Source organism: Qaidamihabitans albus, from assembly GCF_016464705.1.
Lineage (GTDB): Bacteria > Actinomycetota > Actinomycetes > Mycobacteriales > Pseudonocardiaceae > Qaidamihabitans > Qaidamihabitans albus.
Genome location: NZ_JAEHOB010000010.1, coordinates 91895 through 116516, shown reverse-complemented (window position 1 = coordinate 116516; position 24622 = coordinate 91895). Strand labels below are relative to the sequence as shown.

26 protein-coding genes are annotated in these 24622 nt (G+C 72.1%); 10 read left to right on the top strand and 16 right to left on the bottom strand.

Annotated elements, in window-relative coordinates; all coding sequences use genetic code 11:
• Positions 1 to 5 precede the first annotated feature (5 nt).
• Positions 6 to 359 (bottom strand): ArsR/SmtB family transcription factor, encoded by a 354-nt coding sequence (locus tag JAP66_RS19900; protein ID WP_372448991.1) that lies wholly within the window; start codon positions 357 to 359, stop codon positions 6 to 8.
• Positions 360 to 448: 89 nt separating this feature from the next.
• On the opposite strand from JAP66_RS19900, the gene JAP66_RS19895 reads away from it, so the two are divergent.
• A complete protein-coding gene (locus JAP66_RS19895; RefSeq protein ID WP_199433303.1) occupies positions 449 to 1309 on the top strand; it encodes an SCO6745 family protein in 861 nt (286 codons plus the stop codon).
• A 19-nt stretch (positions 1310 to 1328) separates the two neighbouring features.
• Here the strand turns inward: JAP66_RS19895 and JAP66_RS19890 are convergent, their stop codons facing one another.
• The 10 genes from JAP66_RS19890 to JAP66_RS19845 form a co-directional block, all read right to left on the bottom strand.
• The gene (locus JAP66_RS19890; RefSeq protein WP_199433302.1) at positions 1329 to 2693 is read right to left on the bottom strand and encodes a cryptochrome/photolyase family protein; all 1365 of its coding nucleotides are present in this window, start codon (positions 2691 to 2693) and stop codon (positions 1329 to 1331) included.
• 3 nt (positions 2694 to 2696) lie between these two features.
• Positions 2697 to 3491 carry a PIG-L family deacetylase gene (locus JAP66_RS19885; RefSeq protein ID WP_199433301.1) on the bottom strand — a complete coding sequence of 265 codons (795 nt, stop codon included), beginning with the start codon at positions 3489 to 3491 and terminating at the stop codon, positions 2697 to 2699.
• Positions 3492 to 3564: 73 nt separating this feature from the next.
• Positions 3565 to 3906 carry a DUF3140 domain-containing protein gene (locus JAP66_RS19880; protein WP_199433300.1) on the bottom strand — a complete coding sequence of 114 codons (342 nt, stop codon included), beginning with the start codon at positions 3904 to 3906 and terminating at the stop codon, positions 3565 to 3567.
• A gap of 22 nt (positions 3907 to 3928) precedes the next feature.
• The gene (locus JAP66_RS19875; RefSeq protein WP_199433299.1) at positions 3929 to 4774 is read right to left on the bottom strand and encodes an SDR family oxidoreductase; all 846 of its coding nucleotides are present in this window, start codon (positions 4772 to 4774) and stop codon (positions 3929 to 3931) included.
• Positions 4775 to 4801: 27 nt separating this feature from the next.
• Positions 4802 to 6886, bottom strand: a complete 2085-nt coding sequence (locus JAP66_RS19870) for a xanthine dehydrogenase family protein molybdopterin-binding subunit (protein WP_199433298.1) — start codon at positions 6884 to 6886, stop codon at positions 4802 to 4804.
• On the bottom strand, positions 6883 to 7875 hold the full coding sequence (locus tag JAP66_RS19865; RefSeq protein WP_199433297.1) for an FAD binding domain-containing protein: 993 nt from the start codon (positions 7873 to 7875) through the stop codon (positions 6883 to 6885). Before JAP66_RS19865 ends, JAP66_RS19870 begins: the two co-directional genes overlap by 4 nt.
• Positions 7872 to 8405, bottom strand: a complete 534-nt coding sequence (locus tag JAP66_RS19860) for a 2Fe-2S iron-sulfur cluster-binding protein (protein WP_199433296.1) — start codon at positions 8403 to 8405, stop codon at positions 7872 to 7874. The genes JAP66_RS19865 and JAP66_RS19860 overlap by 4 nt, the downstream gene beginning before the upstream one ends.
• An 11-nt stretch (positions 8406 to 8416) precedes the next feature.
• On the bottom strand, positions 8417 to 9373 hold the full coding sequence (locus JAP66_RS19855; protein WP_199433295.1) for a TIGR03557 family F420-dependent LLM class oxidoreductase: 957 nt from the start codon (positions 9371 to 9373) through the stop codon (positions 8417 to 8419).
• A gap of 59 nt (positions 9374 to 9432) precedes the next feature.
• A complete protein-coding gene (locus JAP66_RS19850) occupies positions 9433 to 10224 on the bottom strand; it encodes a SigB/SigF/SigG family RNA polymerase sigma factor (RefSeq protein WP_199433294.1) in 792 nt (263 codons plus the stop codon).
• A 54-nt stretch (positions 10225 to 10278) separates the two neighbouring features.
• Positions 10279 to 10857 (bottom strand): hypothetical protein, encoded by a 579-nt coding sequence (locus tag JAP66_RS19845; protein ID WP_199433293.1) that lies wholly within the window; start codon positions 10855 to 10857, stop codon positions 10279 to 10281.
• Positions 10858 to 11174: 317 nt separating this feature from the next.
• On the opposite strand from JAP66_RS19845, the gene JAP66_RS19840 reads away from it, so the two are divergent.
• On the top strand, positions 11175 to 11561 hold the full coding sequence (locus JAP66_RS19840) for an anti-sigma factor antagonist (protein WP_199433292.1): 387 nt from the start codon (positions 11175 to 11177) through the stop codon (positions 11559 to 11561).
• A 48-nt stretch (positions 11562 to 11609) separates the two neighbouring features.
• Here JAP66_RS19840 and JAP66_RS19835 read toward each other — a convergent pair whose 3' ends face one another.
• Positions 11610 to 12698 carry a zinc-dependent alcohol dehydrogenase gene (locus tag JAP66_RS19835; protein ID WP_235999166.1) on the bottom strand — a complete coding sequence of 363 codons (1089 nt, stop codon included), beginning with the start codon at positions 12696 to 12698 and terminating at the stop codon, positions 11610 to 11612.
• 309 nt (positions 12699 to 13007) lie between these two features.
• Here JAP66_RS19835 and JAP66_RS32965 point away from each other — a divergent pair, with 309 nt between their 5' ends.
• From JAP66_RS32965 to JAP66_RS19805, 6 genes are all read left to right on the top strand, one after another.
• Complete coding sequence (locus tag JAP66_RS32965) at positions 13008 to 14312, top strand: phenylacetate--CoA ligase family protein (RefSeq protein ID WP_199433290.1); 1305 nt, start codon at positions 13008 to 13010, stop codon at positions 14310 to 14312.
• Positions 14313 to 14314: 2 nt separating this feature from the next.
• Complete coding sequence (locus JAP66_RS19825; protein WP_199433289.1) at positions 14315 to 15430, top strand: NDMA-dependent alcohol dehydrogenase; 1116 nt, start codon at positions 14315 to 14317, stop codon at positions 15428 to 15430.
• The gene (locus JAP66_RS19820; RefSeq protein WP_199433288.1) at positions 15430 to 15969 is read left to right on the top strand and encodes a UGSC family (seleno)protein; all 540 of its coding nucleotides are present in this window, start codon (positions 15430 to 15432) and stop codon (positions 15967 to 15969) included. The genes JAP66_RS19825 and JAP66_RS19820 overlap by 1 nt, the downstream gene beginning before the upstream one ends.
• Positions 15966 to 17009 carry a hypothetical protein gene (locus JAP66_RS19815; protein WP_199433287.1) on the top strand — a complete coding sequence of 348 codons (1044 nt, stop codon included), beginning with the start codon at positions 15966 to 15968 and terminating at the stop codon, positions 17007 to 17009. The genes JAP66_RS19820 and JAP66_RS19815 overlap by 4 nt, the downstream gene beginning before the upstream one ends.
• A gap of 97 nt (positions 17010 to 17106) precedes the next feature.
• Positions 17107 to 17949 carry an SDR family NAD(P)-dependent oxidoreductase gene (locus JAP66_RS19810; RefSeq protein WP_235999165.1) on the top strand — a complete coding sequence of 281 codons (843 nt, stop codon included), beginning with the start codon at positions 17107 to 17109 and terminating at the stop codon, positions 17947 to 17949.
• Positions 17946 to 18800 (top strand): SDR family NAD(P)-dependent oxidoreductase, encoded by an 855-nt coding sequence (locus tag JAP66_RS19805; protein WP_199433286.1) that lies wholly within the window; start codon positions 17946 to 17948, stop codon positions 18798 to 18800. The genes JAP66_RS19810 and JAP66_RS19805 overlap by 4 nt, the downstream gene beginning before the upstream one ends.
• A gap of 63 nt (positions 18801 to 18863) precedes the next feature.
• Here JAP66_RS19805 and JAP66_RS19800 read toward each other — a convergent pair whose 3' ends face one another.
• Positions 18864 to 20018, bottom strand: coding sequence for a mechanosensitive ion channel family protein (locus JAP66_RS19800; protein ID WP_199433285.1), 1155 nt, complete (start codon positions 20016 to 20018; stop codon positions 18864 to 18866).
• Positions 20019 to 20087: 69 nt separating this feature from the next.
• Complete coding sequence (locus JAP66_RS19795) at positions 20088 to 20624, bottom strand: CGNR zinc finger domain-containing protein (RefSeq protein ID WP_199433284.1); 537 nt, start codon at positions 20622 to 20624, stop codon at positions 20088 to 20090.
• A gap of 57 nt (positions 20625 to 20681) precedes the next feature.
• On the opposite strand from JAP66_RS19795, the gene JAP66_RS19790 reads away from it, so the two are divergent.
• A complete protein-coding gene (locus JAP66_RS19790) occupies positions 20682 to 21503 on the top strand; it encodes an alpha/beta fold hydrolase (RefSeq protein WP_199433283.1) in 822 nt (273 codons plus the stop codon).
• 105 nt (positions 21504 to 21608) lie between these two features.
• On the opposite strand, the gene JAP66_RS19785 is transcribed toward JAP66_RS19790, so the two are convergent.
• On the bottom strand, positions 21609 to 23231 hold the full coding sequence (locus JAP66_RS19785; RefSeq protein WP_199433282.1) for an AMP-binding protein: 1623 nt from the start codon (positions 23229 to 23231) through the stop codon (positions 21609 to 21611).
• An 86-nt stretch (positions 23232 to 23317) separates the two neighbouring features.
• Positions 23318 to 23926 carry a CYTH domain-containing protein gene (locus JAP66_RS19780; RefSeq protein ID WP_199433281.1) on the bottom strand — a complete coding sequence of 203 codons (609 nt, stop codon included), beginning with the start codon at positions 23924 to 23926 and terminating at the stop codon, positions 23318 to 23320.
• Between the two features lie 95 nt (positions 23927 to 24021).
• Here JAP66_RS19780 and JAP66_RS19775 point away from each other — a divergent pair, with 95 nt between their 5' ends.
• Positions 24022 to 24618, top strand: a complete 597-nt coding sequence (locus tag JAP66_RS19775) for an ArsR/SmtB family transcription factor (protein ID WP_199433280.1) — start codon at positions 24022 to 24024, stop codon at positions 24616 to 24618.
• Positions 24619 to 24622 lie beyond the last annotated feature (4 nt).

Sequence of the window (24622 nt, the reverse complement as noted above, 5' to 3'; positions counted from 1 at the left end):
CCGAATCAGTCGGTGTCCGGATGCGGGCGCACGTGGTGGATGAGTTCGTGCATGGTGGCGTCGGCCAGCCGGTAGTACACGACCCGTCCGCTGCGGTGTGCGGTCACGAAGCCGTGCGCGCGCAGCAGCCGCAGCGCCTGCGAGACGGCCGTGTCGCTCATCCCCGCGGCCGCCGCGAGGTCGGTGACGCAGATCTCGCGTGCGTAGTGGATGCACACCAGCAGGGTGAGGCGGGACGGGTCGGCGATGATCGAGAACCGTTCCGCCCACTGCTGCAGAGTCTCGCGGTCACCGAGGCCCGAGACGGCCGCCTCCACCCGCTGCGGGTCGATCAGGCGGCGTTCGTGGTCGATGGGCACCCACCCATGATCGCACCGCTCGCCAGTGGACCGGCGAGGCGATCCGCCGGCGGCTCCCGTTCCGGGCTCCACCGCCGCATAATCGGCGGATGAGCGCCGATGACGCGGTGGCCGCCCGGTCCTTGTGGGTGTCCCTGGAGACCGTCCACGACGTCACCTACTTCACCCCGCAGGCGCGGGTCGCCCACGAGGCGGTGGGCCTGCGCGGTTTCTGGCGCGGCTACGTCGCGATGCGGTCGGCGCCACTCGGCGCGGTGGGGGCCGCCACGGTGACCGCCGTGTTCCACAACTTCGCCCCCTCGTTCCTCGCGCGTTCGTTGCCCGCGGTGTGGGAGGTCGTGTCGCCGGCGGCCGCTCTCGCCGCACGTGCCGAGGGGGCAGCCGCCGCGCTGGACGCGTACGTGCCGTGGCTGCGTGCCGACTCCAGGTTGCCCGAGGTCCTGGACGTGCTGCACCGGCTGGTCTCCGCCGTCTCCTGGGCGGGACGGCCGCTCGCCGCCGCCAACGGCGGCCTCGACCGGCCGGAGGATCCCGTCGCCGTGGTGTGGCAGGCGGCGACGACGTTGCGTGAGCACCGCGGTGACGGGCACGTCGCCGTCCTGGTCGCCGAGGGCATCGACGGGGTGGAGGCACACGTGCTGCGCGACGCCGCGGACGGCAGCCGCTCGCTGACCCTGCCCAACCGGGGCTGGACGGACGCGGCCTGGGCCGAGGCGGCCGGGCGGCTGGCCGCGCGCGGGCTGCTGGCACCGGCGGGCGGGCTGACCACCGAGGGCGCCGCGCTGCGCGAACACATCGAACGTCGCACCGACGAGCTCGCCGCGGGGCCCTATGCCACCCTGCGGCCCGGCGAGCAGGCGCTGCTGGAGGAGGTGCTCCGCCCTGCCGCGCGCACCCTGGCCGGTGCGGTCGTCCCGTTGCCGAACCCGGTCGGCGCACCCGCGCCCTGAGTGCGCGGCGCGGGGCAGCTCAGCGCTTGCCGCGCGCGGTCAGGAACCGGTCGCTGCCGTCCCGCAGGTCGACGATCGGCCGCGGGTAGCCGAGCCGCTCGCGCTCGTCCTCCGGTAGCCGCCACGGTTCGTGCACCCGCGCGCCGCTCACCCCGGCGAGCTCGGGAACGTAGCGCCGCACGTAGTCACCGTCCGGGTCGTATCGCCGCGCCTGCGCCAACGGGTTGAGCACCCGGTTGGGCCTGCTGTCGGTGCCCGTGCCCGCGATCCACTGCCAGTTGAGCTGGTTGTTGGCGACATCGGCGTCCACCAGCAGATCGAGGAAGTGCCGCGCGCCGCAGCGCCAGTCGAGGTACAGCGTCTTGGTGAGGAAGCTGCCCACGATCAGGCGGGCCCGGTTGTGCATCCAGCCCTCCCGCTGGAGCTGGCGCATCCCGGCGTCGACGATGGGATAGCCCGTGCGCCCTTCCCGCCACGCCGTGAGGTCCGCCGGTGAGCGGCGCCAGTCGTCGTGGTGGGTGCGGTAGTCCTCGGTGACCGCGCGCGGGCGGGCGGCGAGCACCTGGTGGTGGAAGTCCCGCCACGCCACCTGGCGCACGAAGTCCCGCGCGCCGGACGAATCCGCGCCCGCGCGCTGCACGAGCTCGGTGGCCGAGAGCGAGCCGAAGTGCAGGTGCGGGGAGAGCCGCGAGGTGCCGCCCGCGGCGAGGTCGTCGTGCCGCCTGCCGTAGTCGCGCACCGGGCCGTTCAGCCAGTCCCGGAGCAGTTGCCTGCCGGCACGCTCGCCACCGGCAGGCAGCTCGGGCGCGGTGGCGCCACGGCAGATGTCGGCCTGCCCCGGCACGGTGCCCGCGTCCAGCCGGGGCATCGAGAGGCGTGCGGGCGTGCCGAGCACCCCGCGTTTCGGCGCCGCCGACCACTGGCGGAAGTAGGGCGTGTAGACGGCGAAGTGATCGCGCCCGCTCGGGGTGATCGCGCCGGGCGGTACCACGGTGATCACCGTCTCGTGCACGTGCAGCGCCCGGCGCTCGGCCTCCAGCCGGTCGCGCAGGGCGTTCTCCCGCCGGTGGGAGTAGGCGCTGACGTCGGCGGCGATGTGCACCTCGGCGGCGCCGTGCTCGGCGGCGAGGAGCGCGACCTCCTCGGTCACGTCGCCGCGGCGGATCACCAGTCGCACCCCGAGTTCACGCAGGCCCTCGTCGAGGTCACGCAGGCACTCGGCCAGGAACGCCGCGCGATTCGGCCGGTTGTAGCGGCTGCCGATGATGGCGTCGTCCAGCACGAACAGCGGGATCACCCGGTCGGCGGAGGTCGCGGCCGCGTGCAGTACCGGGTTGTCGTGGACACGCAGGTCGCGGGTGAACAGGACGATCGCGACGCTCATGCCTCACAGCCCCGCCATCAGGTCGGTCTCCGTGATACCGGGACCCTGGCCCTCGCGGATGAACCACTCGGTGCCGAAGGCGACGCGGAAACCGTCGTCGGGCATGGCGAGGAAGAACGACTGCTCGCTGATCTGGCTCGCGTGCGCCCGCATGGCGCGGCGCTTGTGGTCGACGAACGCGGACACGTCGACGGCGGCCGTGATCACCGCTTCCGGCTTGCCGAATCCGGTCTCGTTCTCGATGTCGGGCAGCTCGAAGCCGGGATCCTCGTTCGCCGCGGCGAACTCGCGCATGCCACGCAGCATGTGGTCGCGGTTGATGGTGTGCTGGTAGACGCGGGGTGTTCCGGCCAGCTCGGCCGCGCGCATCCCCACCCGGTGCACCTGAATGTGGTCGGGGTGGCCGTAGCCGCCGTTGTCGTCGTAGACGGTGAGCACGTCGGCGGACTCGTCCCGGAGGATCGCCGCGAGCTTCTGCGCGGCGTCCTCGACCGGCGCGGTCCAGAACGAGCCGGGCGCGTCGTTGGCGGGCGTGCCCATCATCCCCGAGTCGACGTAGCCGAGGAACTCCACGCGCTCGGCGCCGAGAATCTCGGCGGCCGCGTGCGTCTCGGCGACCCGCCGCCGCCACAGCGGTTCGTCCTCGGCCAGGAACCCGTCCGGGACCTCGCCGTTCTCCCCGCGCGTGGCCACCACGAGCACCACGCGGTGTCCTTCGTCGGCGGCCTTTCGCATGACGCCGCCGCAGGCGATGCACTCGTCGTCGGGGTGGGCATGGAACGTGACAAGGGTGGCCATGCTGCGACCGTACCCACCCCGCCCTCGTGAGTGCCTACCCGCGTTCTAACTCGCGTGCGCACTCACGAGGGGATCAGATGGGGCGGGCCGGTTTCAGCGGGTCATGGCCCATCGACATCAGGCGGTGCCGCCACCTCGGCTCGCCCGCGGCGGGCTCTAGGTCGTCCCGGCGCTCCTGGTACACGCGGTCGACGACCTTCTCCATCACCTCGCGGTCGTCGCGGTCGAGGTCGGTCTTGCGCTTGCCGAGGATCTCCAGTACCCGCCGCCCGGTCTCCGGACCGGCCTGGTCGGGCAGGGCCTCCTCGTCCTGCGTGGCCGCCTCGGTGCGCAGCCACTCGCTCAGCTCACGCGAGCTCATGTTGACCACGCGGTGGAAGGCGTCCCACAGTTCGTCCGTCTCTTGATCCGCCATCTCCGATCACCTCCTCCGAACGTCAGCCCGGCAACGTCTCGCCGCCGAGCGCCGCGATGACCTCGCCGGTGTAGTACGACGACAGCCGCTCGGCCGCCAGGAAGACGAACGAGGGTGCCAGCTCGTCCGGTTCGGCCGGACGGCCGAGCGGGACGTGCTGGCCGAACTTCTCGACGTGCTCCGCCGACATCGTCGCCGGGATCAGCGGTGTCCACACCGGACCGGGCGCTACGCAGTTCACCCTGATCCCGCGCGGGGCGAGCACCTGTGCCATCGCGTAGGTCCACGCGTGGACCGCTCCCTTGGTCGCCGAGTAGTCGATGAGCTTCTTGTTGCCGCGCAACCCGTTCACCGATCCGGTGTTCACGATCGCGCTGCCCTCCGGCATGTGCTCCAGCGCCGCGGCGGTCACCCGGAAGTAGCTGTGGATGTTGACGTCGAACGTCCGGATCCACTGCTCCTCGGTGAGCTCCTCGAAGGACTCCAGTTCCTGCTGCGTCGCGACGTTGTTCACCAGGAGGTCGAGGCCGCCGAGCATCCGGACGGTGTCGTCGACGACCTGCCGGCAGTGCGCGCTGTCGCCGAGGTCACCGGGCAGCAGCACGCACCGGCGGCCCTCCTTGCGGACGAGCTCCGCCGTGTCCTCGGCGTCGGAATGCTCGCTCAGGTAGGCGATCGCGACATCCGCGCCCTCCTTGGCGAAGGCCACGGCGACGGCCCGCCCGATGCCCGAGTCGCCGCCGGTGACCAGTGCGCGCCTGCCGCGCAGCAGGTCACGGCCGGGGTAGTCGGCCATCGAGTCACGCGGCTGTGGCCGCATCTGCCCGGTCTCACCGGGCGGTTGCTGCTCCTGCGGTGGCTGGTTCACTCGCGTCGTCCTCCTTGTCCGGGCTGTTCAGTCCAGGAACTTGTCCGCCGTCACCGGCAGGTCGCGGATCCGCACACCAGTCGCGTGGTAGGCCGCGTTCGCGATCGCCGCCGCGGTTCCGACGATGCCGATCTCGCCGATTCCCTTGGTACCCATGGGATTCACGTAAGGGTCGTGCTCGTCGAGCCATTGGGCCTCGATCGACTCCACATCGGCGCAGGCCGCGATGTGGTACTCGGCGAGGTCGTGGTTCACGACGAAGCCGAACCGTTCGTCGAAGACGCTGTCCTCGTGCAGCGCCATCGACAGTCCCATCGTCATCCCGCCGATGAACTGGGACCGCGCGGTGCGCGGGTTCACGATCCGGCCCGCGGCGAACACGCCCAGCAGCCGCGGCACCCGGACCTCACCGGTGGCCGCGTGGACCCGCACCTCGGCGAACTGCGCACCGAAGGCACGCATCGCGAACCGGTCCGAGTGGGGATTGGCCGGCACGGTGGCGATTAACTCGTCGCCCGGCCCGGCATCGGCCCCGTACTTCTCCCGGAACGAGCGTGCCGCCTCGACGATCGCGGTTCCCCAGTTGGTGGTGCCGGACGAGCCGCCCGCCACCGGAGCCTGCGGCAGATCCGTGTCCCCGAGATGGAGGTGCACGTCCTCGGCCGGGACGCCCAGCGCGTCGGCGGCGATCTGGGTCAGGATCGTCCAGGCCCCGGTCCCGATGTCGACGGCGCCGATCAGCACCTCGAAGCTCCCGTCGCGGCCGAGCCGGACGGTGGCGGAGGTGCCGGGCGCCGAATGCACCGGATAGGTCGAGCTCGCGACGCCGGTGCCGGTCCACCAGCCGTCCTCGATGCGGGATCGTGGAGCCCGTTCGCGGCGCTGCCAGCCGAAGCGGCGGGCGCCTTCGTGCAGGCAGCCGACGAGGTCGCGGCTGGAGAACGGCAGCCCGGTGTCCGGATCGGTCTCCGGTTCGTTGCGGACGCGCAGCTCGACGGGGTCCAGCCCGCAGTCCTCGGCGAGCTCGTCCATCGCGACCTCGGGACCGAACATGCCCGGGCATTCGCCTGGGGCCCGCATCCACGACGGCACCGGCACGTCGAGTGCCGCCAGCCGGTGGGTGGTGCGCCGGTTGGGCGCGGCGTACGTCGTCCGCGCGGGCACGCCGGTCTGCTCGGCGAACTCCTTGATCCGCGAGGTCTGCTCCACCACGTCGTTGCCGATGGCGGTGAGCCTGCCGGCCGCGTCCGCGGCGAGCCGGACCCGCTGGATCGTCGGGGTGCGGTAGCCGGCGAGGGAGAACATCTGCTGCCGCGTCAGTGCCAGCTTCACGGGACGGCCGGGCATCCGCTTGGCGGCAAGCGCGGCCAGCACGATGTGCGCGTGCGCCGTGCCCTTGGAGCCGAAACCGCCGCCGACGTAGCGGGCGATCACCCGGATCCGTTCCTTGTCCAGGCCGAGCACGGGGGCCACCGCCTCCCGCATCGCGTGCACGCCCTGCGTCGAGTCGTGCAGCGTCAGGCCGCCCTCGTCCCACAGCGCGACCGTGGCGTGCGGCTCCATCGGGTTGTTGTGGTACATCGCGGTGGTGTAGGTGGCCGCCACGGTGTGCTCCGCCGCGCGCAGCGCCGCGTCGACATCGCCCTGGCCGGTGTCGGTCGGCAGGCTCGGGTTCACCACGTCCGGCCGGTAGAGGTCGTCGCGCTCCGGCGAGAGCGTGACGTCGTGCGGCTGCCGCTCGTAGTCGGCGCGCACGAGGCCGGCCGCCTGCCGCGCCGTCTCCGGCGTCTCGGCGATCACCGCGCCGATCAGCTGCCCGCGGAAGGCGACCTCGGGGGACTGCAGGATCTCCAGCTCGGGGTCGTGGCCGGTGGCCAGCAGGGGCGCGTTGTCCGGGGTGAGCACCGTGAGCACCCCGTCGAGGGCGGCCGCGTCGCCGGTGTGCATGGTCCTGACCCGGCCGCGCGCGATCGTGGCCTGCACCGGATGCACGTAGGCGGGCCGCTCGACCGGCTGCTCGAAGGCGTAGCGGGCGCGGCCGGTGACCTTCGCCGCGCCGTCCACACGCTCCCGGGCCTGCCCCATCGACCGCGGTCGCAGCAGCTCGGTCATCGCAGCTCCTCCCCGGCGAGCTCGGACAGCACCGACACCAGCGTGTTGCGCGCCATCGGCACCTTGAAACCGTTGTCCCGCAACGGCTGTGCGTCGGCCAGCTCGGCCTCGGCTGCGGCCCGGAACTCGTCGGCCGCGGGCGGGGCTCCGCGCAGCGCGGCCTCGGCGAGGGTGGCGCGCCACGGTTTGTGCGCGACCCCGCCGAGGGCGATCCGGACATCGCGGATCGTGCCGCCGGAGAGGTCGAGTGCCGCGGCCACGGAGACGAGGGCGAAGGCGTACGACGCGCGGTCACGCACCTTGCGGTAGCGGGAGCGGGCGGCCATCGGCAGCTCCGGCAGCTCGACGGCGGTGATCAGCTCACCGTGGTTCAGCACGGTGTCCCATTCGGGATGCTCGCCGGGCAGCCGGTGCAGGTCGGCCACCGCGACGGTGCGCTCGCCGTCCGGTCCCTGCACCCGCACGCCGGCGTCGAGCGCGGTGAGCGCCACGGCCATGTCCGAGGGGTGCACCGCGACGCAGTGCCGGGACGCGCCGAGGACGGCGTGGTAACGGCTGTAGCCCTCCAGTGCGGAGCAGCCCTGCCCCGGCTCGCGCTTGTTGCACGGTGTCGTGACGTCCTGGAAGTACACGCAACGGGTGCGCTGCAACAGGTTGCCGCCGGTCGTCGCGAGGTTGCGCAGCTGCCCCGACGCCCCGGCCAGCAGTGCCTGGGACAGCACGGGGTAGCGCTCGCGGACGTCGTGGTCGGCGGCCAGGTCGCTGTTGCGCACGGCCGCGCCGATCCGGAGACCGCCGCCGGGCAGCCGGTCGACCCGGTCCAGCGGCAGCCGCGTGACGTCGACGAGCAGCTCCGGCTCGGCTACGCCGAGCTTCATGTGGTCCACCAGGTTCGTGCCGCCGCCGAGGAAGGCCGCGCGGGGGTTCCCCGCGACGGTGGCGACGGCGCCGTCCGTGTCTTCGGCGCGGCGGTAGTCGAACGGGATCACCGTGACCTCCCCTCGGCGACGGCGGCGACGGCGGCGACGATGTTGGGATAGGCACCGCAGCGGCACAGGTTGCCGCTCATCCGTTCGCGGATCTCCCCGGCGTCGAGCGCGGGTGCGCCGGCGGTGTCGGTGATGTCGGTGATGTTGGCGGTGACCGCGCTGGGCCAGCCCCGCTCCGCCTCGTCGAGCACACCGGCGGCCGAGCAGATCTGGCCGGGCGTGCAGTAGCCGCACTGGAATCCGTCGTGGTCCAGAAACGCCTGGTGCAGCGGATGCAGCTCGTCCGTGCCTGCCAGGCCCGCGCTCGTGGTGATCCGCGCGCCGTCGTGCGCGACCGCGAGGGCCAGGCAGGTCGTCGCGCGCCGCCCGTCGAGCAGCACGGTGCAGGCGCCGCACTGGCCGTGGCCGCAGCCCTTCTTGGGCGAGGTCACGCCGAGCCGCTCGCGCAGGGCGTCGAGCAGGGTGACCCTGGTGTCGACGGCGAGCGTCCGGCGCGCACCGTCCACGGTGAGAGTGATCTCGGCTTCCATGGTGGCCCTCGCTAGTCGACGGGGACGTGTGGCAGGACGTGCTCGGCCCAGGCGTCGAAGAACTTGTCCTGCTCCTCGCCCATCTGCTGGACGTAGATCTCGTCGAAGCCGGCGTCGACGTACTGCCGGACCTGTTCGAGATGCCGCGCCGGGTCGGGACCGCAGGTGAACTTCTCCCGCACCATGTCCTCGCTGACGACGCCCGCCGCCATCTCGAAGTCGCGCGGCCGCGGCAGGATCGAGGGCAACGTGCCGGGCAGCAGCTCGGTCGGCCAGAGCCGGTGGGCCGTGCGGACGCCCTCCTCCTCGGTGTCTGCCCAGCAGACCTTCGTTCCGCCCTGGGCGGGGCCGGTGCCGCCGGCCTCGCGGTACTCCCGGACGAGGTCGGCGTTCGGGACGACGGTGCAGAAGCCGTCACCGAACCGGCCGGCGATCCGGGCGGCGCGCGGCCCGAACGCCGCGACGTTGATCGGCACCGGCTCGTCCGGGCGGGTGAACACGCGGGCGTTCTCGACCGTGAAGTGCTCGCCGCGGTGGGTCACCTCCTTGCCCTCGTGCAGTGCCCGGATGATCTCGATCGCCTCGGTCAGCATGTCGATCCGGACCGGGGGCGGGGGCCAGCGATCACCGGTGATGTGCTCGTTGATCGCCTCGCCGGTGCCGACGCCGAGCGTGAAACCGCCCCGGCACTGCACGCCCGCGGTCGCCGCGGCCTGTGCGATCACGGCGGGATGGGTCCGGATGAGCGGGCACGTCACGGCGGTGGTGATCGGCAGGTCGGTCGCCTCGGAGAGCGCACCGATGACCGACCAGACGAACGGGCTGTGGCCCTGCTCCCTGATCCAGGGATGGAAGTGGTCGGAGATCCACAACCGCCGAAAGCCCGCCTGTTCGGCCTTCTTCGCCTGCCGGACGAGTTCGTGTGGCCCGAACGTCTCGGTGGCGAGGAAGTAACCCATGCTCACCATGAGCCGTGCTTACCCGGCGGCCGGTCCGGTCAAACGGCGCCGGGCCGTGCTGCCCGGTGCTACTCGGTGAGCTCCGAGCGCAGGAAGCTCAGCGTCCTGGCGAGCAGTCGGGACACGTGCATCTGCGATATCCCGACCCGCTCGGCGATCTGCGTCTGGGTCATGTTCCCGAAGAACCGCAGCATCAGCACGCGACGCTCCCGCTCCGGGAGGCCGGCCAGCAGCGGTTGCAGCGACTCGTGGTAGTCGACGTGCTCGAGTTCCGCGTCGTACTCGCCCACGGTCTCGGCCAGCGGCAGTGTGCCGCCCTCGTCGTAGGCCGCGTCCATCGACACCGACTGGTATGCGTTGCCGGCCAGCAGTCCGTCCGAGACGTCCTCGGTCGTCAGGTCCAACTCGGCCGCCAGCTCGCTCGGCGTCGGCGCCCTGCCGAGCCGCTGGGCGAGCTTGCCGCTCGTCTGGCTGAGGGCGAGGTGAAGCTCTTTCAGCCTGCGCGGCACGCGTACCGCCCAGCTGGAGTCCCGGAAGTGCCTGCGGACCTCGCCCATGATCGTCGGTACCGCGAAGGCGACGAACTCCGTGCCGCGGTCCGGATCGAACCGGTCGATCGCGTTGAGCAGGCCCAGTCTGGCCACCTGCACGAGGTCGTCCCGTGCCTCGCCCCGGCCGACGAAGCGGCGGGCGATGTGCTCGGCCAGCGGCAGGCACCGCGTGACGATCTCCGCGCGTAGTTCCTCGTATCGGGGTGTCCTCGGCGTCAGGGTGGCCAGTTCGGCGAAGAGCGGCGCCACGTTCTCGTAGCCACCGTCTTGCTCGCTGTCCCCGGTACGCGGTTGCTCGTGCGGCGTCACGGCAACGGTTACCCGCCGATGTGCGGGCTCACACCACCGGCTCCCGTCGAGGGGCTAGCGCGCGTCGAGCGCGGCCACCGTGTCGCGGACCGCGGTCGCCACCTCCGGATGCCCCAGCGGCAACGGAGGATCGATCCGGTCCCGGTCGCCCCGGAAGCTCCGGGCGACGACCTCGACGGTGACACCGGCCGCTTCGAGCTCCCGCCTCCGGGTGGCCTCCTCCGGTTCGTGCCGGTTGCCGGGAGGGGCCGAGTTCCGCCCGTGGTCGACATCGGTGGCCTCCGGATCGACCAGCAGCAGCGAGCGAACCGTGTCGGGGTGCCGGCAGGCCAGGTCGAGCACCTCCAGGCTCGCCGGCCCGCTCGTGACGAGGTCGATCGGCGCACCGAGCGCACCGGGGTCGGAGAGCAGTTCCTCCGCTTCGGTGAGCGCGCCCTCGGTGGCCACCCGGCACCAGCCGATCTGCCGGTTCCGGCTCAGCTCCGCCCAGGTCGGCGGCACATCTTCGTGCTTGGCCTCCCCTGCCGGGTCGAGCACGAGAACCACCGGCGCCCCGGTCTCGCCCTGCCACACGAGGGCGGGGCCCTCAGCGCGCGGATCGGCCTGCTGGCCCGGCGCTCCGTGTGCGACCATCGTTGCTCCTCTCATCCCTCGTGGTCACTGGCTACCCATGGGGCGGGCGGTCATGCATGCCACGGCGAATCACCTCACTTCACGTCTACAAAGGACTTAACAGGAACTGAACACGTTCGGGGAGCACGCGGGGTGCTCTTGCGATGACCTCGCCGGGGCGCGTACCGTTGGGGCAGTGGTTGAGCAGACAGCCGCACCGGGGAGTGTCGGCCAAATTCTCTGGCGGGGCCTCCGGGGCATATCTGTACGCTCGACCCCTCGGTGTCCCAGCCGACTTCTCCGGGGAACCTCCGCGTAGACCGGAAGGCGGCAGCACTATGCAGAACCTGACGAGCACGGACATGGTGATCCAGGTCGAGCAGCGGCCGGCCGGGCTTGAGGTCACGCATGTGATCGGAGAGGTCGACATCGTCGCCGCGCCGGCCCTGCAGAGTTGCGTCGACGAGCAACTTCAGCGCGTCCGATCGCTGGTGCTCGATCTGGGGGAGACCCGCTTCTTCGGCGCCGCCGGCCTTTCGGTACTGGTGCACACGTCGACGGCCGCGCAGCGCAACGCCGTGAGCTGGGCTGTGACCGGCCCGCATTCGGTGCTGCGCCCGCTGCACGTCACCGGGCTCGACCGGTCACTTCCCGTGTTCCCGGACCTGGAGGATGCGATCGCGTCCGTCGGGGAGCAGTGTGCGGCCGTCCCGGCACAGCGCTGAGCAGGACGGCGCCTGAATCGATCAAGCGCATCGTCGGCCGTGGCACGGTCAGCCTCCCGGCCGGACGGCAACGTGCACGGCGCTCTCGCCGGGCACATCCCCCGCCAGCGTCTCGATGGCCCGCGCGGTCTCGGCGAGCTCGAAGGTGCGGGTGTGCATCTTCTCCAGGGGAAAGCGGCCGGACTCGATGATCCGGATCGCCTCGCCGTAGGCACGTGCGTCGACCCCGTAGGCGCCGACGAGCGTGATCGCCTTGTTGACGAGCAGGTCGGTGTCCATCGGCACGGTCCGGTCGCCCTTGAGGCCCGCCAGCACGACGCGGCCCCCGTGGCGTACGGCGCGCAGCGCGTCGATGACGGGCTCCGCGGCCAGCGGGGTGAGCTCGAGCACGACATCGGCGCCCGCGCCGCCGGTGAGGTCGGCGACCCGTTCCACGACGTCCTCGGCATCCGCCACGATCGTGTGATCGGCGCCGAAGTCGCGCGCCAGGTCGAGCTTCGCCCGGTCGCGTTCGAGCCCGGTCACGATGACGGTCCCGGCCCCGGCCGCTCTGGCGGCGATCAGCGAAGTGAGCCCGCGCTGCCCGCAGCCGAGGATCAGTACCGTGTCGCCGAGCCGGGTTCCGCCGAGCTCGCACGCCCAGCGCACGCCCGCGCCCAGCGGGTTGAACAGCACGGCCAGCTCGGCCGGGATGTCCCCGCGCACCTTGTGCAGGATCGAGTTCGGGTGCAGGTACACGTACTCGGCCAGGCCGCCCCAGAGACCCGGCTCCCGCTCCACCGGCGTGTAGCCGTGGCTGGCTTGCCGGTCGCCACAGGAAAGGTACTGCCCGCTCAGGCACCGCTCGCACGAGTGGCAGGGGACCATGATCTCCAGCGCGACCCGGTCGCCCGGCCGGACGCCCCACCGCCTCGCGGCGTTCTCGCCGACCTCCTCGACGATCCCGAGCGGTTCGTGGCCGGGGATCAGCGGGAACGTGAAGCGGTCGCCGAGGTGCCCCTTGTACTGCTCCACGTCGCTGCCGCAGATGCCGCACGCCTCGACCCGCAGCAGCCCGTCGTCGGCGCCGATGCGCGGGCGCGGGAACTCGCGGATCTCCAGGGCACGCGGTCCGGTCTGGACGGCGGCCCGCACCATCGGAGGCATCACACGCCGCCGTCGATCACGATGCTGTTCACCCTTGTGTAATCCACAATAGACTCCACAGACTCCACGTTCACCGCGCTGCCGAACCCGCTACCCACCGCGCCCACTGCGCCCACTGCATCGTCCCCTTCTCGCTCGTCGCTCCACGTCTGTCTAGTGCAATCCCACTGCGGCGGACCCGTGGTTTCCGGGAGGGGGAAACATTGCTGCGGCCGGGCGTGCGGCCCGGGTAGAAACGCCGGTGTCCAGTCCGACGCGCGCCAGCAGAGTGCCGTGTATCCGAAACGATGGGGTTTCCTCGTGGACGCAGCCGGCTTCGTTCCCGCCTCCGACCGCGGCCGGGTGCTCGCAGCCCTCCGCCGTCAGCTCGGGTACGTGCTCGCCCGCTCCCCGTTCTACGCGAGCCTGTTCGGTGCGCACGGCCTCGGCGCCCCGGCTCTCGCGGATCTGGGTGATCTCGGCCGTTTCCCGTTCACCACGAAGTCGATGCTGCGGCAGAGCCAGGCCGACGCGCCGCCGCTGGGCCGGCACGCCGCCGCGCCGCTGTCCGAGGTGATCCGGGTGCACGCCTCGACGGGCACCACGGGCACGCCGAGCTGGGTCGGTGTCACGGCCGCCGACTCCCGTTCGTGGACGGCGACGACCGCGGCGGCGCTGCGTGCCCAGGGGCTGTGCCGGGACGACGTCCTGGTGCACGGCGCCGGGCTCACGATGTTCGTCGGCGGCCTGCCGGTCCGGGACGCGGTCGAGGACATCGGCGCGACGATGATCCCGGTCGGCACGGGTGCCTCGGCGAAGGCGCTCCTCGCGATGGACTCCTTCGACGTGACCGTGCTGCACTCCACGCCGTCCTACGCCCGCTACCTCGCCGAGTACCTGCGCGAGAGCGGCCGCGACCCGAAGGACTTCGGGCTGCGCAGGCTGATGGTCGGTGGCGAGCCGGGCGGTGGCGAGCCTGCGTTTCGCGAGCACATCGAGCGGGAGTGGGGCGCCCGTGTCACCGAGGGGCTCGGCAACGCGGACATGGCGCCGATCCTGTTCGCCGAGCGGCCGGGCGCCGCGGGGATGCGGCTGACCGGCGGCGACCACGTGTTCGTCGAGCTCATCGACCCGGACACCGGTACGGTCCTGCCGCCAGAGCCCGGCGTGAGCGGCGAGCTCGTCTACACCGCGCTCGCGCGTGAATGCTGCCCGCTCGTGCGTTTTCGTACCCGCGACCGCGTGCACGTGACCGGGCTCGACAGCGACGGTGCCCCGCTCATCCGCTGCGTCGGCCGCACCGACGACATGCTGATCGTGCTCGGCGTCAACGTCTTTCCCGCCGCGGTGCGGGATGTCGTGCAGACCCTGCATCCGCGCACCTCGGGGGCGATGCAGGTGGTGCTGGAGCGGGCGGGCCCCCGGGTAGAGCCGCCGCTGCGCCTCGACGTGGAGTGGGGCGCCGCGCCCGGCGACCACGACACCCTGCGCCGCCTGCTGGAGAGCCTGATCAGGAACCGCCTCTCGGTCCCGGCGGAGGTCAACCTGGTGCCGCCGGGTTCGCTGGAGCGCTCCGAGATGAAGACACGGCTGACGCGAGTGAGCCGGGTGAGCACAGGAGGTTGAGGATGCTGACGACGAAGGCGGCGGTGCTCCGCGAGGCCGGCCCCGACAGGTGGTGGCGGGTGGAGGAGATCGAACTCGACGAGCCGAAGGCCGGTGAGGTCCTGGTCCGGTTCCTGGCCGCCGGCATGTGCCACTCCGACGACCACATCCGGTCGGGCGACTCGCCGGGACGCCTGCCGCTGGTCGGCGGGCACGAGGGAGCCGGGGTGGTCGAGGCGGTCGGCGCCGGTGTCACCCGGGTGGGTGTCGGCGACCACGTGATCTGCTCCTTCATCCCGGTGTGCGGCACCTGCCGGTACTGCTCGACCGGCAGGCAGAACCTGTGCGACGCGGGCGCGAACGCGATGACTGGCTGCCTGCCGGACGGCACGTTCCGGTTCCACTCCGGCGGCGAGGACCTGGGTGGGATGTGCGTGCTGGGCACGTTCTCCGAGCGCGCGGTGCTGTCGGAGACCTCGTGCGTGCCCTACGAGCCGGACCTGCCGCCGGAGCTGGCGGCGCTCGTCGGCTGCGGGGTCACGACCGGCTGGGGATCGGCCGTCTACGCCGCGGGTGTCCGTGCCGGGCAGACCGTGGTGATCTTCGGCATCGGCGGCGTCGGGATCAACGCCGTGCAGGGCGCCCGCTATGCCGGTGCGAAGCACGTGATCGCGATCGACCCAGTGCCGTTCAAGTTGGAGATGGCCAAGAAGTTCGGCGCCACGCACGCCCTCTCCGACCCGGCGCAGGCGCGGGAGCTGGTCGTGGAGCTGACCAGGGGGCAACTCGCCGAGCACGCGATCCTGACCGTCGGCGTGATGAACACCGAGGTCGTGCGGCAGGGGGCCGAGATGGTCGGCAAGGACGGCCAGGTGACCGTCACCGGCGTCGGCGACTACGAGCTGGGCGTGCCCGGCGGCCTCATGACGTTGTACCAGCGGCGTTTCCACGGAGCACTGTTCGGCAACGCCAACCCGCTCCACGACATCCCGCGGCTGCTCGGGCTGTACCGCTCGGGTGACCTGCGGCTCGACGAGCTGGTGACGCACCGCTACCGGCTCGACGAGGTCAACGACGGTTACCGCGACATGCTCGCCGGCAAGAACATCCGCGGCGTGATCATCCACGGGGAGTCCTGATGGTGAACTCGATTCTCGACCCGACCGGCGGCGCCGCGAAGGCCTCCGAGAACGCCGTGCTCGCCTCGCCGCGCGCGACGCTGCGGGGTGCGACGGTCGGCCTGCTGGAGAACACCAAGCAGAACGCGGCGCTGTTCCTCGACGAGGTGGGCAGGCTGCTCACCGACGAGTACGGCGTGGCCGCGGTGGTGGCCAGGACCAAGACGGCGTTCGCCCTTCCGGTGCCCGACGCGCTGCTCGACGAGCTCGCGACCAGCTGCGACGCCGTGATCACCGGTGTCGGCGACTGCGGCTCGTGCAGTGCCTCGGCCGTGGCCGACGGTGTCGCCTTCGAGCGGCGGGGCATCCCCGCCGCGGTCGTCTGCAGCGATGCGTTCGCCGTGACGGCCGACACGATGGCCGAGCTCAAGGGGGCGGCAGGCTACCGCTACACGACGACCGCCCACCCGGTGGCGGTGCTGACACCCGGGCAGGTGCGCGAGCGCGCGCGCCAGGCGCTGCCGGACATCGTGGCCGTCCTCACCGGGGGTGTCGCGTGAGCCCCGACCCCGACGTCGCCCAGGAGGCCATCGAGTACTGCTACGAGCGGGACTGGACGGACGGGCTGCCGGTGGTGCCCGCGTCCCGGCCGCGGGTGGACGCCTTCCTCGCCACCACCGGGCGCGCTCCCGGGGAGGTCATCGGCCGCAGCGAGCAGTTCGACCGGGAGTGCACCGTCGAGCAGGCGGCGATCAGCGCGGTCATGGCCGGCTGCCTTCCCGAGTACTTCCCGGTCGTGCTGGCCGCGTGGGAGGCGCTCATGCGCGACCGGGCGGCACGCGGCGGTGGCTGGCAGAGCACCAGCGGTCCCGCCCCGCTGCTCGTGGTCAACGGGCCCGTGCGGGCGGAACTCGGGTTCAACTGCGGCGGTGGTGTCTTCGGGCCCGGATTCCGTCCGAACGCGACGGTCGCAAGGGCGATCGGGCTCATCGTCCGCAATGCCTTCGGCATCCGGCCGGGCGTGCTGGAACAGGCCACCCAGGGCCTGCCAGGGCGGTGGTCGATCTGCCTCGGCGAGAATGAGGAGGAGAGCCCCTGGGCGCCGCTGGCCACCGAGGCGGGGCAGCCGCCGGACACCAGCGCGGTGTCGGCGATGCTGCTGCGCACGTGCGAGTTCGTCGACAACCGGCACACCCAGGACCCCGAGCAGATCCTGCACGACTTCGCGGACACCATCTCGCGTACCGGCTCGCTCATCTTCCGTGACACCTCGGTGGGCGTGGTGTTCAGCCCGGAACACGCCCAGCTGCTCGCCAAGGCCGGCTACGACAGGGCCGACGTGCAGGCGTGGTTCCTCGAGCACTGTGGACGGACTCGCGCGGACCTGCGCCGTGCCGGCAAGGACGGCGTCGGCGAGAACGGTGTCCGGCACGCCGGCGAGCCCGGCGGTCCCGGGGACGAGGAGTTCGAACGGTTCCTGCCGTCGACCCGGCACGTGCCGGTGCTCGTGGCCGGCTCACGGAACGCGGCGATGTCGATGGTCGTGCGGGTGTTCGGCGTGTGGTCCGGCGAGGCGGTTCCGGTGGGAGGCGCGAGATGATCGATGAGAACGGGCTGCGGGAGATGCGGGCGACGCTGCACAGGCGGCTCGGCGTCCTGGAGGCGGCGGCCGAGCTCAGCTCTCCTGGAGCGGGCTCATGACCGACCTGGACACCGATCCGTACTCCAAATCTGGTCCACTGTGGATGGAGGGGCGGACCGCGATCGTCACCGGCGGAGGGCTGTCCGGCTCCGCGGGCGGTGTCGGGTACGCGACGAGCTGCGTACTCGCCCGGCACGGTGCCCGCGTCGCCGTGGTCGACCGCGACCCCGAGGCCGCCGAGCGCACCGTGTCGGCGATCGAGGCGGCCGGCGGCGAGTCCGTGGTCGTCAAGGCCGACCTGACCCGTGACGGGGACTGCGAGAGCGCCGTCGCCGCTGCGGTCGGCCGGTTCGGCTGCGTGGACACGCTCGTCAACAACGCGGCGTCCGGCGACCGGGCGGGCCTGTTCGACACGACGCCGGAGCGCTGGGACGAGCTGATCGATCTCAACCTCAAGACGGCCTGGATGATGACCCGGCACGCGGCACCGGCGATGACCGGCGGCGGTGCGGTCGTCAACGTGTCCTCGGCCGCGGTGAACTCGCCGGGCCCTGGCAGCGTCTACGGCATCGGCAAGGCGGGTGTCGAGTACCTGACGCACGGCGCAGCCTCGACCCTCGGCCCGCTGGGCGTCCGGGTCAACTGCGTTCGGGTTGGCGCGATCTGGACGTCTATGGCGGCACGCGACCTGCCGGAGGAGGCGCGGGAGGCGCGCCGGAGGATGGTCGCGCTCGGTAGCGAGGGCACGAGCTGGGACATCGCCTACGCGGCGCTGTACCTGGCGAGCGACCGGGCCCGCTGGGTCTCCGGAACCGTGCTGGACGTCAACGGTGGCGGCCCGGCCGGGCGTGGCATGCCGAGCAGGTCGGCGCGGGCGGCAAAGGCGGAGCGGTCATGAACACCCCTGCCGCGCGGGTCGCGCTGGTCACCGGTTGCGGCAAGCGTGACGGGGTGGGGCAGGCGATCGCACGCGCCCTCGCCGCCGAGGGCACCGCGATCGTCGTGGCCGACCGGCTGCCCACCGGGGTGCCGAACCTGCGCCAGGAACGTCTCGGTGCCGGGGCGGGCGAGTGGCGCGGGATCGAGAGCCTGGTGGCGGCGATCACCGAGGAAGGCGGGGTCGCCTCGGGTGTCACCGGCGACATAGGTGACGAAGCCGACGCGCGCCGCATGGTCGACGAGGCGCGGGAGCGGCACGGCAGGCTGGACATCCTGGTCAACAACGCCGCCGCCCCGCAGGGACCGGACCGCCGGGACGTCGAGGAGGTGCCGGTCGAGGTCTGGGACCAGGTGCTGCGGACCAACCTGCGCGGGACATACCTGATGTCGCGGTTCGCGGTGCCGCTGATGCGGCGGCAGCGGTGGGGCCGGATCGTGAACATCTCGTCGATGGCCGGCCTCGTCGGCGCCCCGTACTCCACGGCTTACTCGGCGTCGAAGGCCGCGGTGATCGGGCTGACCCGGTCGCTGGCGATGGACGTGGCGGCGTGGGGCGTGACCGTGAATGCCATCTGCCCCGGCCTGGTGGGCACGAGCAGGGCGATCCTGAGCCTGGAACCGGACCTCGACGAGGCGGCCGAGCTCGCCAGGCGCGGCCGGTCGATCCCGGTCGGCCGGGTCGGCACGCCCGAGGACGTCGCCGCCGCGGCCCGCTACCTGGCGTCCGAGGACGGCGGGTACGTGACCGGCCAGACCCTCGCGCTCGACGGCGGCGGCCTCCAGCCCTTCCCCCTGCCGCGGCCCTCGTGAGTGCGCACGCGAGTTCTTACTCGTCTCCGCACTCACGAGGGGCAGGGGCGAGCGGCGGCGCGGTCACGACGTCCGCGGACCGCTGAACGCGCGCTCCCGTGCCCTGCCGTCCGGGCTGTCGTCGAAGAGGCGGGCGTCCTGATCGTGCTCGGCCGCGCCGTCCCGCTCCGGCTCCGGGGCGGGCCGAAGGAGGCGTTCGGTCCGCAGGTGCGGGACAGCCTCCGGGTGCTCGCAGCGGACCCACTGGACGAGGCGTTCGCGGACGAGGCAGCGCAAGTCGAACAGCGTCGGCGCGTCCACCGCGCTGACCAGGGCCCGGACCCGCACCAGCGTGTTGACGGCGTCGGTGACCTGCAGGACGCTCACCCGGCCGTCCCACAGTTCGGTGCCCTCGACGATCCGGTGCAGCTCGTCGCGCATCTCCTGTACCGGGATCGCCCAGTCCACGTCCATCTCGACCGTGCCGAGCAGCGCGGCGTGACGCCGGGTCCAGTTCTCGAACGGCTGCGACATGAACTGCGAGGTCGGGATCACCAGGCGGCGGTCGTCCCAGATGTGCACGACCAGATAGGTCAGCGTGATCTCCTCGATGCGGCCCCACTCGCCCTCGACGATGACCACGTCATCGAGCCGGATGGCGTCGCTGAAGGCGATCTGCAGGCCGGCGAAAACATTGCCGAGCAGCGACTGCGCTGCCAGTGCAGCGATGGCACCGATGACACCGGCGGAAGCGAGCAGGCTGGTGCCCGCTGCCCGGGCGCCGGGGAAGGTCATCAGCATCGCGCCGAACGCCAGCACCGCGATCGCGGCCACGGTGACGCGGCGGAGCAGGGTGATCTGCGTCTGCACCCGCCGGGCGTGCCGGTTGTCCCTGACGTCCACGTGGAGGCGGGACAGCGTCGTCTGCTCGACGACGATGAGCACGCCGGCCAGCAGCCATGCCCCGGTCGCGATGAGCGCCAGGGTCAGCGCGTGCGAGACCCAGCCGTGCCAGGCGAAGGCGGGCAGGGTCACCAGGACGGTGACCCTGAGGATGAGCAGGGCGCCGAACCAGCGCAGTGGCCTGCGGGTGTGCTCGGCCAGCTCGCCGAGCAACCGCGAGCGCCTGCCCATCCTGCGCAGCGTCCGCCGCAGCAGGTGCTCGGCACCGAGGAAGGCCACGAACACGGCGACGGCGACGGCGGCCGCTGAGACGAAGCGTACCCAGGCGTCGGACATCGATGTGCGCTCCTCCCTGTCGACACACACTCAGGGAGGCCTACCCACACGATCGAGGGGGCTCAACATCTAGTGGGTACTGCGGGCGCGGTAGGCGCGCATCTTGTGCCGGGCGCCACAGATGTCCATGCTGCACCAGACGCTGTTGCCCGCCGGCGAGCGATCGTGGAACACCCACCGGCAGTCGGCGTTGCGGCATGTCTTGAGCCGCGCGAGCGCTCCGGTGACCCCGGCGGTGAACAGTACCGCCAGCAGGGTGCCGAGCAGGCCGTCGATCCCGCGCACGTGACACGGCCGCAGTTCGGGCTCCCCGGCGGCGGTCCATCGCGGCCCGTCCAGCGTCTCCCGGGCGAGCCGGTCGAGCGCCGCGGACGTCGCCGCAGGATCGATGCCGCCGAGGTGGTCGCGGATGGTCTCGCGCGCCCGCACCAGCCGGGCGAGCTGCCGCTTGTCCGGTTCGACGGTGCCCAGCCGGTGCTCGCGCAGCCACGCCGCCGCGGTCGCGGGGGTGGCGAAAGCGTCCTCGGCGTACAGGAAACGGGCGGAGTTGCAGAAGTCCTCCAGCGAGCTGAGTTCACCGGGGGCCGCGGACCGGGAGAACGGCATCCCGCCATGTTACCATCTAATCCATCTAAACGGTAACTGAGTGAACGGGGTGCTGGGGTGCGCGACTGGGAACTTCCGGAGACACACGAGACCGCGGGCGGCATCGTCCGGTGGGCGCGCTGGGGAGCGGGACCGCCGGTGGTGCTGCTGCACGGAACGCCGTTCTCGTCGGTGGTGTGGCGCGACGTGGGCCGGGCGCTGGCCGAGCGGCACGAGGTCTTCGCCTGGGACATGCTCGGCTACGGCCGGTCCGAGATGGCCGAGGGGCAGGACGTCTCACTGCGGGCGCAGGCGGAGATCTTCGCGTCCCTGCTCGATCGGTGGGGACTGGACTCGCCCGCCGTGGTGGCGCACGACGTCGGCGGGGCGGTGTCGCTGCGCGCCCACCTGTTGCACGGTGCGCGCTACCGCGCGCTCGCGCTGGCCGACCCGGTCGCGCTGGCGCCGTGGGGCTCGCCGTTCTTCCGGCTGGTCGCCGAGCATTCCCCGGTCTTCGAGCAGCTACCGCCGCACCTGCACCGCGCGCTGGTGCGTGAGTACGTCGGTTCGGCGAGCGGTCCCGGACTGCATCCCGCGGTGCTCGACCGGCTCACCGAACCCTGGCTGGGCGAGCGCGGCCAGGCGGCGTTCTACCGGCAGATCGCCCAGGCCGACCAGCGTCACACGGATGAGATCGAGGACCGTTACGCGCGGCTCGAACTGCCGGTGCTCGTGTGCTGGGGCGCCGAGGACACCTGGATCCCCGCGGAGCGGGGGCGGCGACTCGCCGCGCTGATACCCGGGGCCCGGTTGCGGATCATCGAGGGCGCCGGGCACCTGGTCCAGGAGGACGCGCCCGGCCGGCTCACGGCGGCACTGACCGACTTCCTGCCCGGCTAGGCTGTGTCCTGCTCTGAGAGCCCGTCCCTTGATCCCATGCAGCCGCGGTGTTGTGCCTGGTCACCTCTCGTGAGTGCGCACGCGAGTTAGAACACTGTTACGCACTCACGACCGGTGACCTGCGGAACCAGTGGCGACGCGGCGCAGCCAGTGCACGTCCATCTTGCCGCTCGGGAGGCGCCGGATCTGCGGCACGAACACCACCTCGCGCGGGCGCTTGTACCCGGCGAGCGTGGCACCGACGTGCCCAATGATCTCCGCGCCGTCCACAGCTCTCCCCGGGCGGGTGGCCACCACGGCGACGATGCGCTGCCCCCAGCGCGGGTCGGGCACGCCGACGACGTTGGCGTCGGCGACCGCGGGGTGCTCGCCGATCACCTGCTCGACCTCCTCGGCGAACACCTTCTCCCCGCCGGTGTTGATGACCCGGCTGTCCCGCCCGAGCAGCACCAGCGACCCGTCCGCCTCGACGGTCGCCAGGTCACCGGCGACGACGTACCGCCGCCCGCCGACCGTCCGGAATGTCTGCGCCGTCCGGTCCGGATCGTCCAGGTAGCGGGTCGTCTCCGGGGCCGGCCCGGCGAGCCTGCCCACCTCGCCCGACCCGGGGGTGACATCGCGGCCCGCGTCGTCGATCACCCGGCAGTCCGGCAGCAGCTCGAACCGCGCCGTGACCGACCGCTCGCCACGGGTCGTCACCGACTTCGCGAACGGACCGCCCTCGGACGCGGCGAGCACGTCCTCCAGCGCGGCGTCGAAGTGCCGCAGCAGCCGTGCCTTCACCTCGGCGCTCCACAGCACGCCGACGCTGACGATCCTGGTGAGGCTGCTCAGGCCGTACGGCCGTCCCCGGTCTGCCGCGCGGTCGAGCGCGTCGGCGAGCGGCACGGCGAACACGTCGCCGACGAGGAAGATCTCGCGCACGTGGTGCCGCTCCGCCTCGCGGGCCAGCTCGTCCGGATCGTAGGAACGCGAAGGCAGGTACACGACCGTGGCACCGGTAAGCAGCGCGCCGAAGCTGGTGTAGACGCCTGTCGCGTGCATCAGCGGCGGCGCGACGAGCGAGGCGCGGTCCGGATCTTCGGCGAGTAGCTTGCGGACGGCCGAGCGCAGGCCTTCGAGATCATCGGGCAGCTCGATGCCGAGCGGCTGCAGGCCGTTGGCCGCCACGACGCCGAGCAGCCACCGATGCTGGGACAGCACCCCTTTGGGGCGCCCGGTGGTGCCGCCGGTGAACATCAGCCACTCGTCGTTGCCGGAGCGCTCCATGCGCGGCAGGGCGGGGACCTCCCGGACGACCCGGCCGTAGTCGTCGGCCTCCGCGGTGCCGGTGTCGCCGAGCCGGATCAGGGTCCGCAGTGCGGGCAGCCTCCCGGTCACCGCGGCCACCCGCTCGTCGAGGGCCGCGTCGAACACCAGTGCCGAGGCCCCGGCGTCGGTGAGCAGTTCGAGCAGTTCCCGTTCGCGGTAGCGGTAGTTGACGTTCACCGGCACCGCCCGCAGCTTCATCAGTGCCAGCACGGTCTCGACGTACTCGGGCCCGTTGAACAGCGCGATCGCGATCCGGTCGCCCCTGCCGAGCCCGTCCTCGGCGAACCGCCCCGCGAGCCTGCTCGCCCGCGTGTCCAGTTCGCGCCAGCTGCGGCGCGTACTCCCGTGGACGATCGCCACCCGCTCCGCCGCCTCGTCGGCGACGACTTCCAGCAACGTCGCGAGGTTGTCGTCCATGGCGATCCACTCCTCGTCGACGGCAGGCAGCGTACGGAGCGCACAGTCTGCCGCCGCGCGAGGCCGGGGGGCAACGGCCTCGTCCGTCAGCCGGAAGCCGGACCGAGCCGGTGGCGCAGCGCGCGGCGCAGCTTCGACGGCCAGGGAGCGGGCCGCACCCCGGCGTGCTCCAGCGCGTCGGCCAGGACGTGCAGGACGTCGTCGCCGGTCGTGTCCTCGAGCTCCACCTCGATCTCCCGCCACGTGTCGATGCCGATCGCCTCGTCCGCCTCGGCGGTCACGTGGTCGTCCGTCAATGTCGCGAGGGGACGGTTCTCGGCGTCGAGCAGGGGGTAGGCGTATCTGGTGCTCCTGATCCGGGCGATCGGCGTGAGCTCACGGTCGCCGATCCGGTCGCGTACGTGCTCGCGCAGCGCCTGCGGCACCGTCTCGGTGGACTGTCCGAGTGGTTCCTGGACCTCCTCCCGGTGACCGTCCGGCCGGGGCAGCTTCAGGTGCCAGCCCGCGTCGTGCCCGCCGGTGCGGCGGCGCACGGTGATGCCCGCCTCGGTCAGCCGGTGGTCCGCGGTGTCGAAGTAGGTGGCCTCCAGCGCCGACTTCACCGGGTCGCCCTGGCGGGCCACCGGGCCGACGCCGTCCAGCCGCGGAACCGGCCGGTCCAGGTCCAGTTCGAACTTCAGCTCGCGCTCGATCATGTGAGGTCATGGTACCGACGTGTGCCGGCCCGGGCCGGACGGCCGACAGCAAACGATTTCTTGACAAGGCAAGTTGTCGGTGCGACGGTGAGGACATGCACGATGTGACGGTGATCGACGACCCGGCGGCTGCCGAGGTCTCGCTGGACCCGATAAGGGCCCGGTTGCTCACCGAACTCGCCGAACCGGGGTCGGCCACGACGCTCGCCCAGCGGGTGGACCTGCCCCGGCAGAAGGTCAACTACCACCTGCGGGCGCTGGAGCGGTACGGGCTGGTGGAACTGGTGGAGGAGCGGCGCAAGGGCAACGTCACCGAGCGCATCCTGCGTGCCACGGCTCTGTCCTACGTCATCTCGCCGAACGTGCTCGGTGCCGTGCAGCCGGATCCGGAGCGCTCGCCCGACCGGCTCTCGGCCCGCTGGCTGCTCGCGGTCGCGGCGCGGCTGGTCCGGGACGTCGGTGAACTGATCGTCGGCGCCAGCCGTGCCCGCAGGCGGCTGGCGACCTTCGCCCTCGACGGCGAGATCCGGTTCGCCTCCGCGGCCGACCGCGCCGCGTTCGCCGACGAGCTGGCCGGCACGCTGACCACATTGATGTCGAAGTACCACGACGAGTCGGCGACGGGCGGGCGCGACCACCGGATCGTCGTGGCGGTGCATCCCCGGGTGCCGCGCGACGAGGAGCCCGGCTGACTCG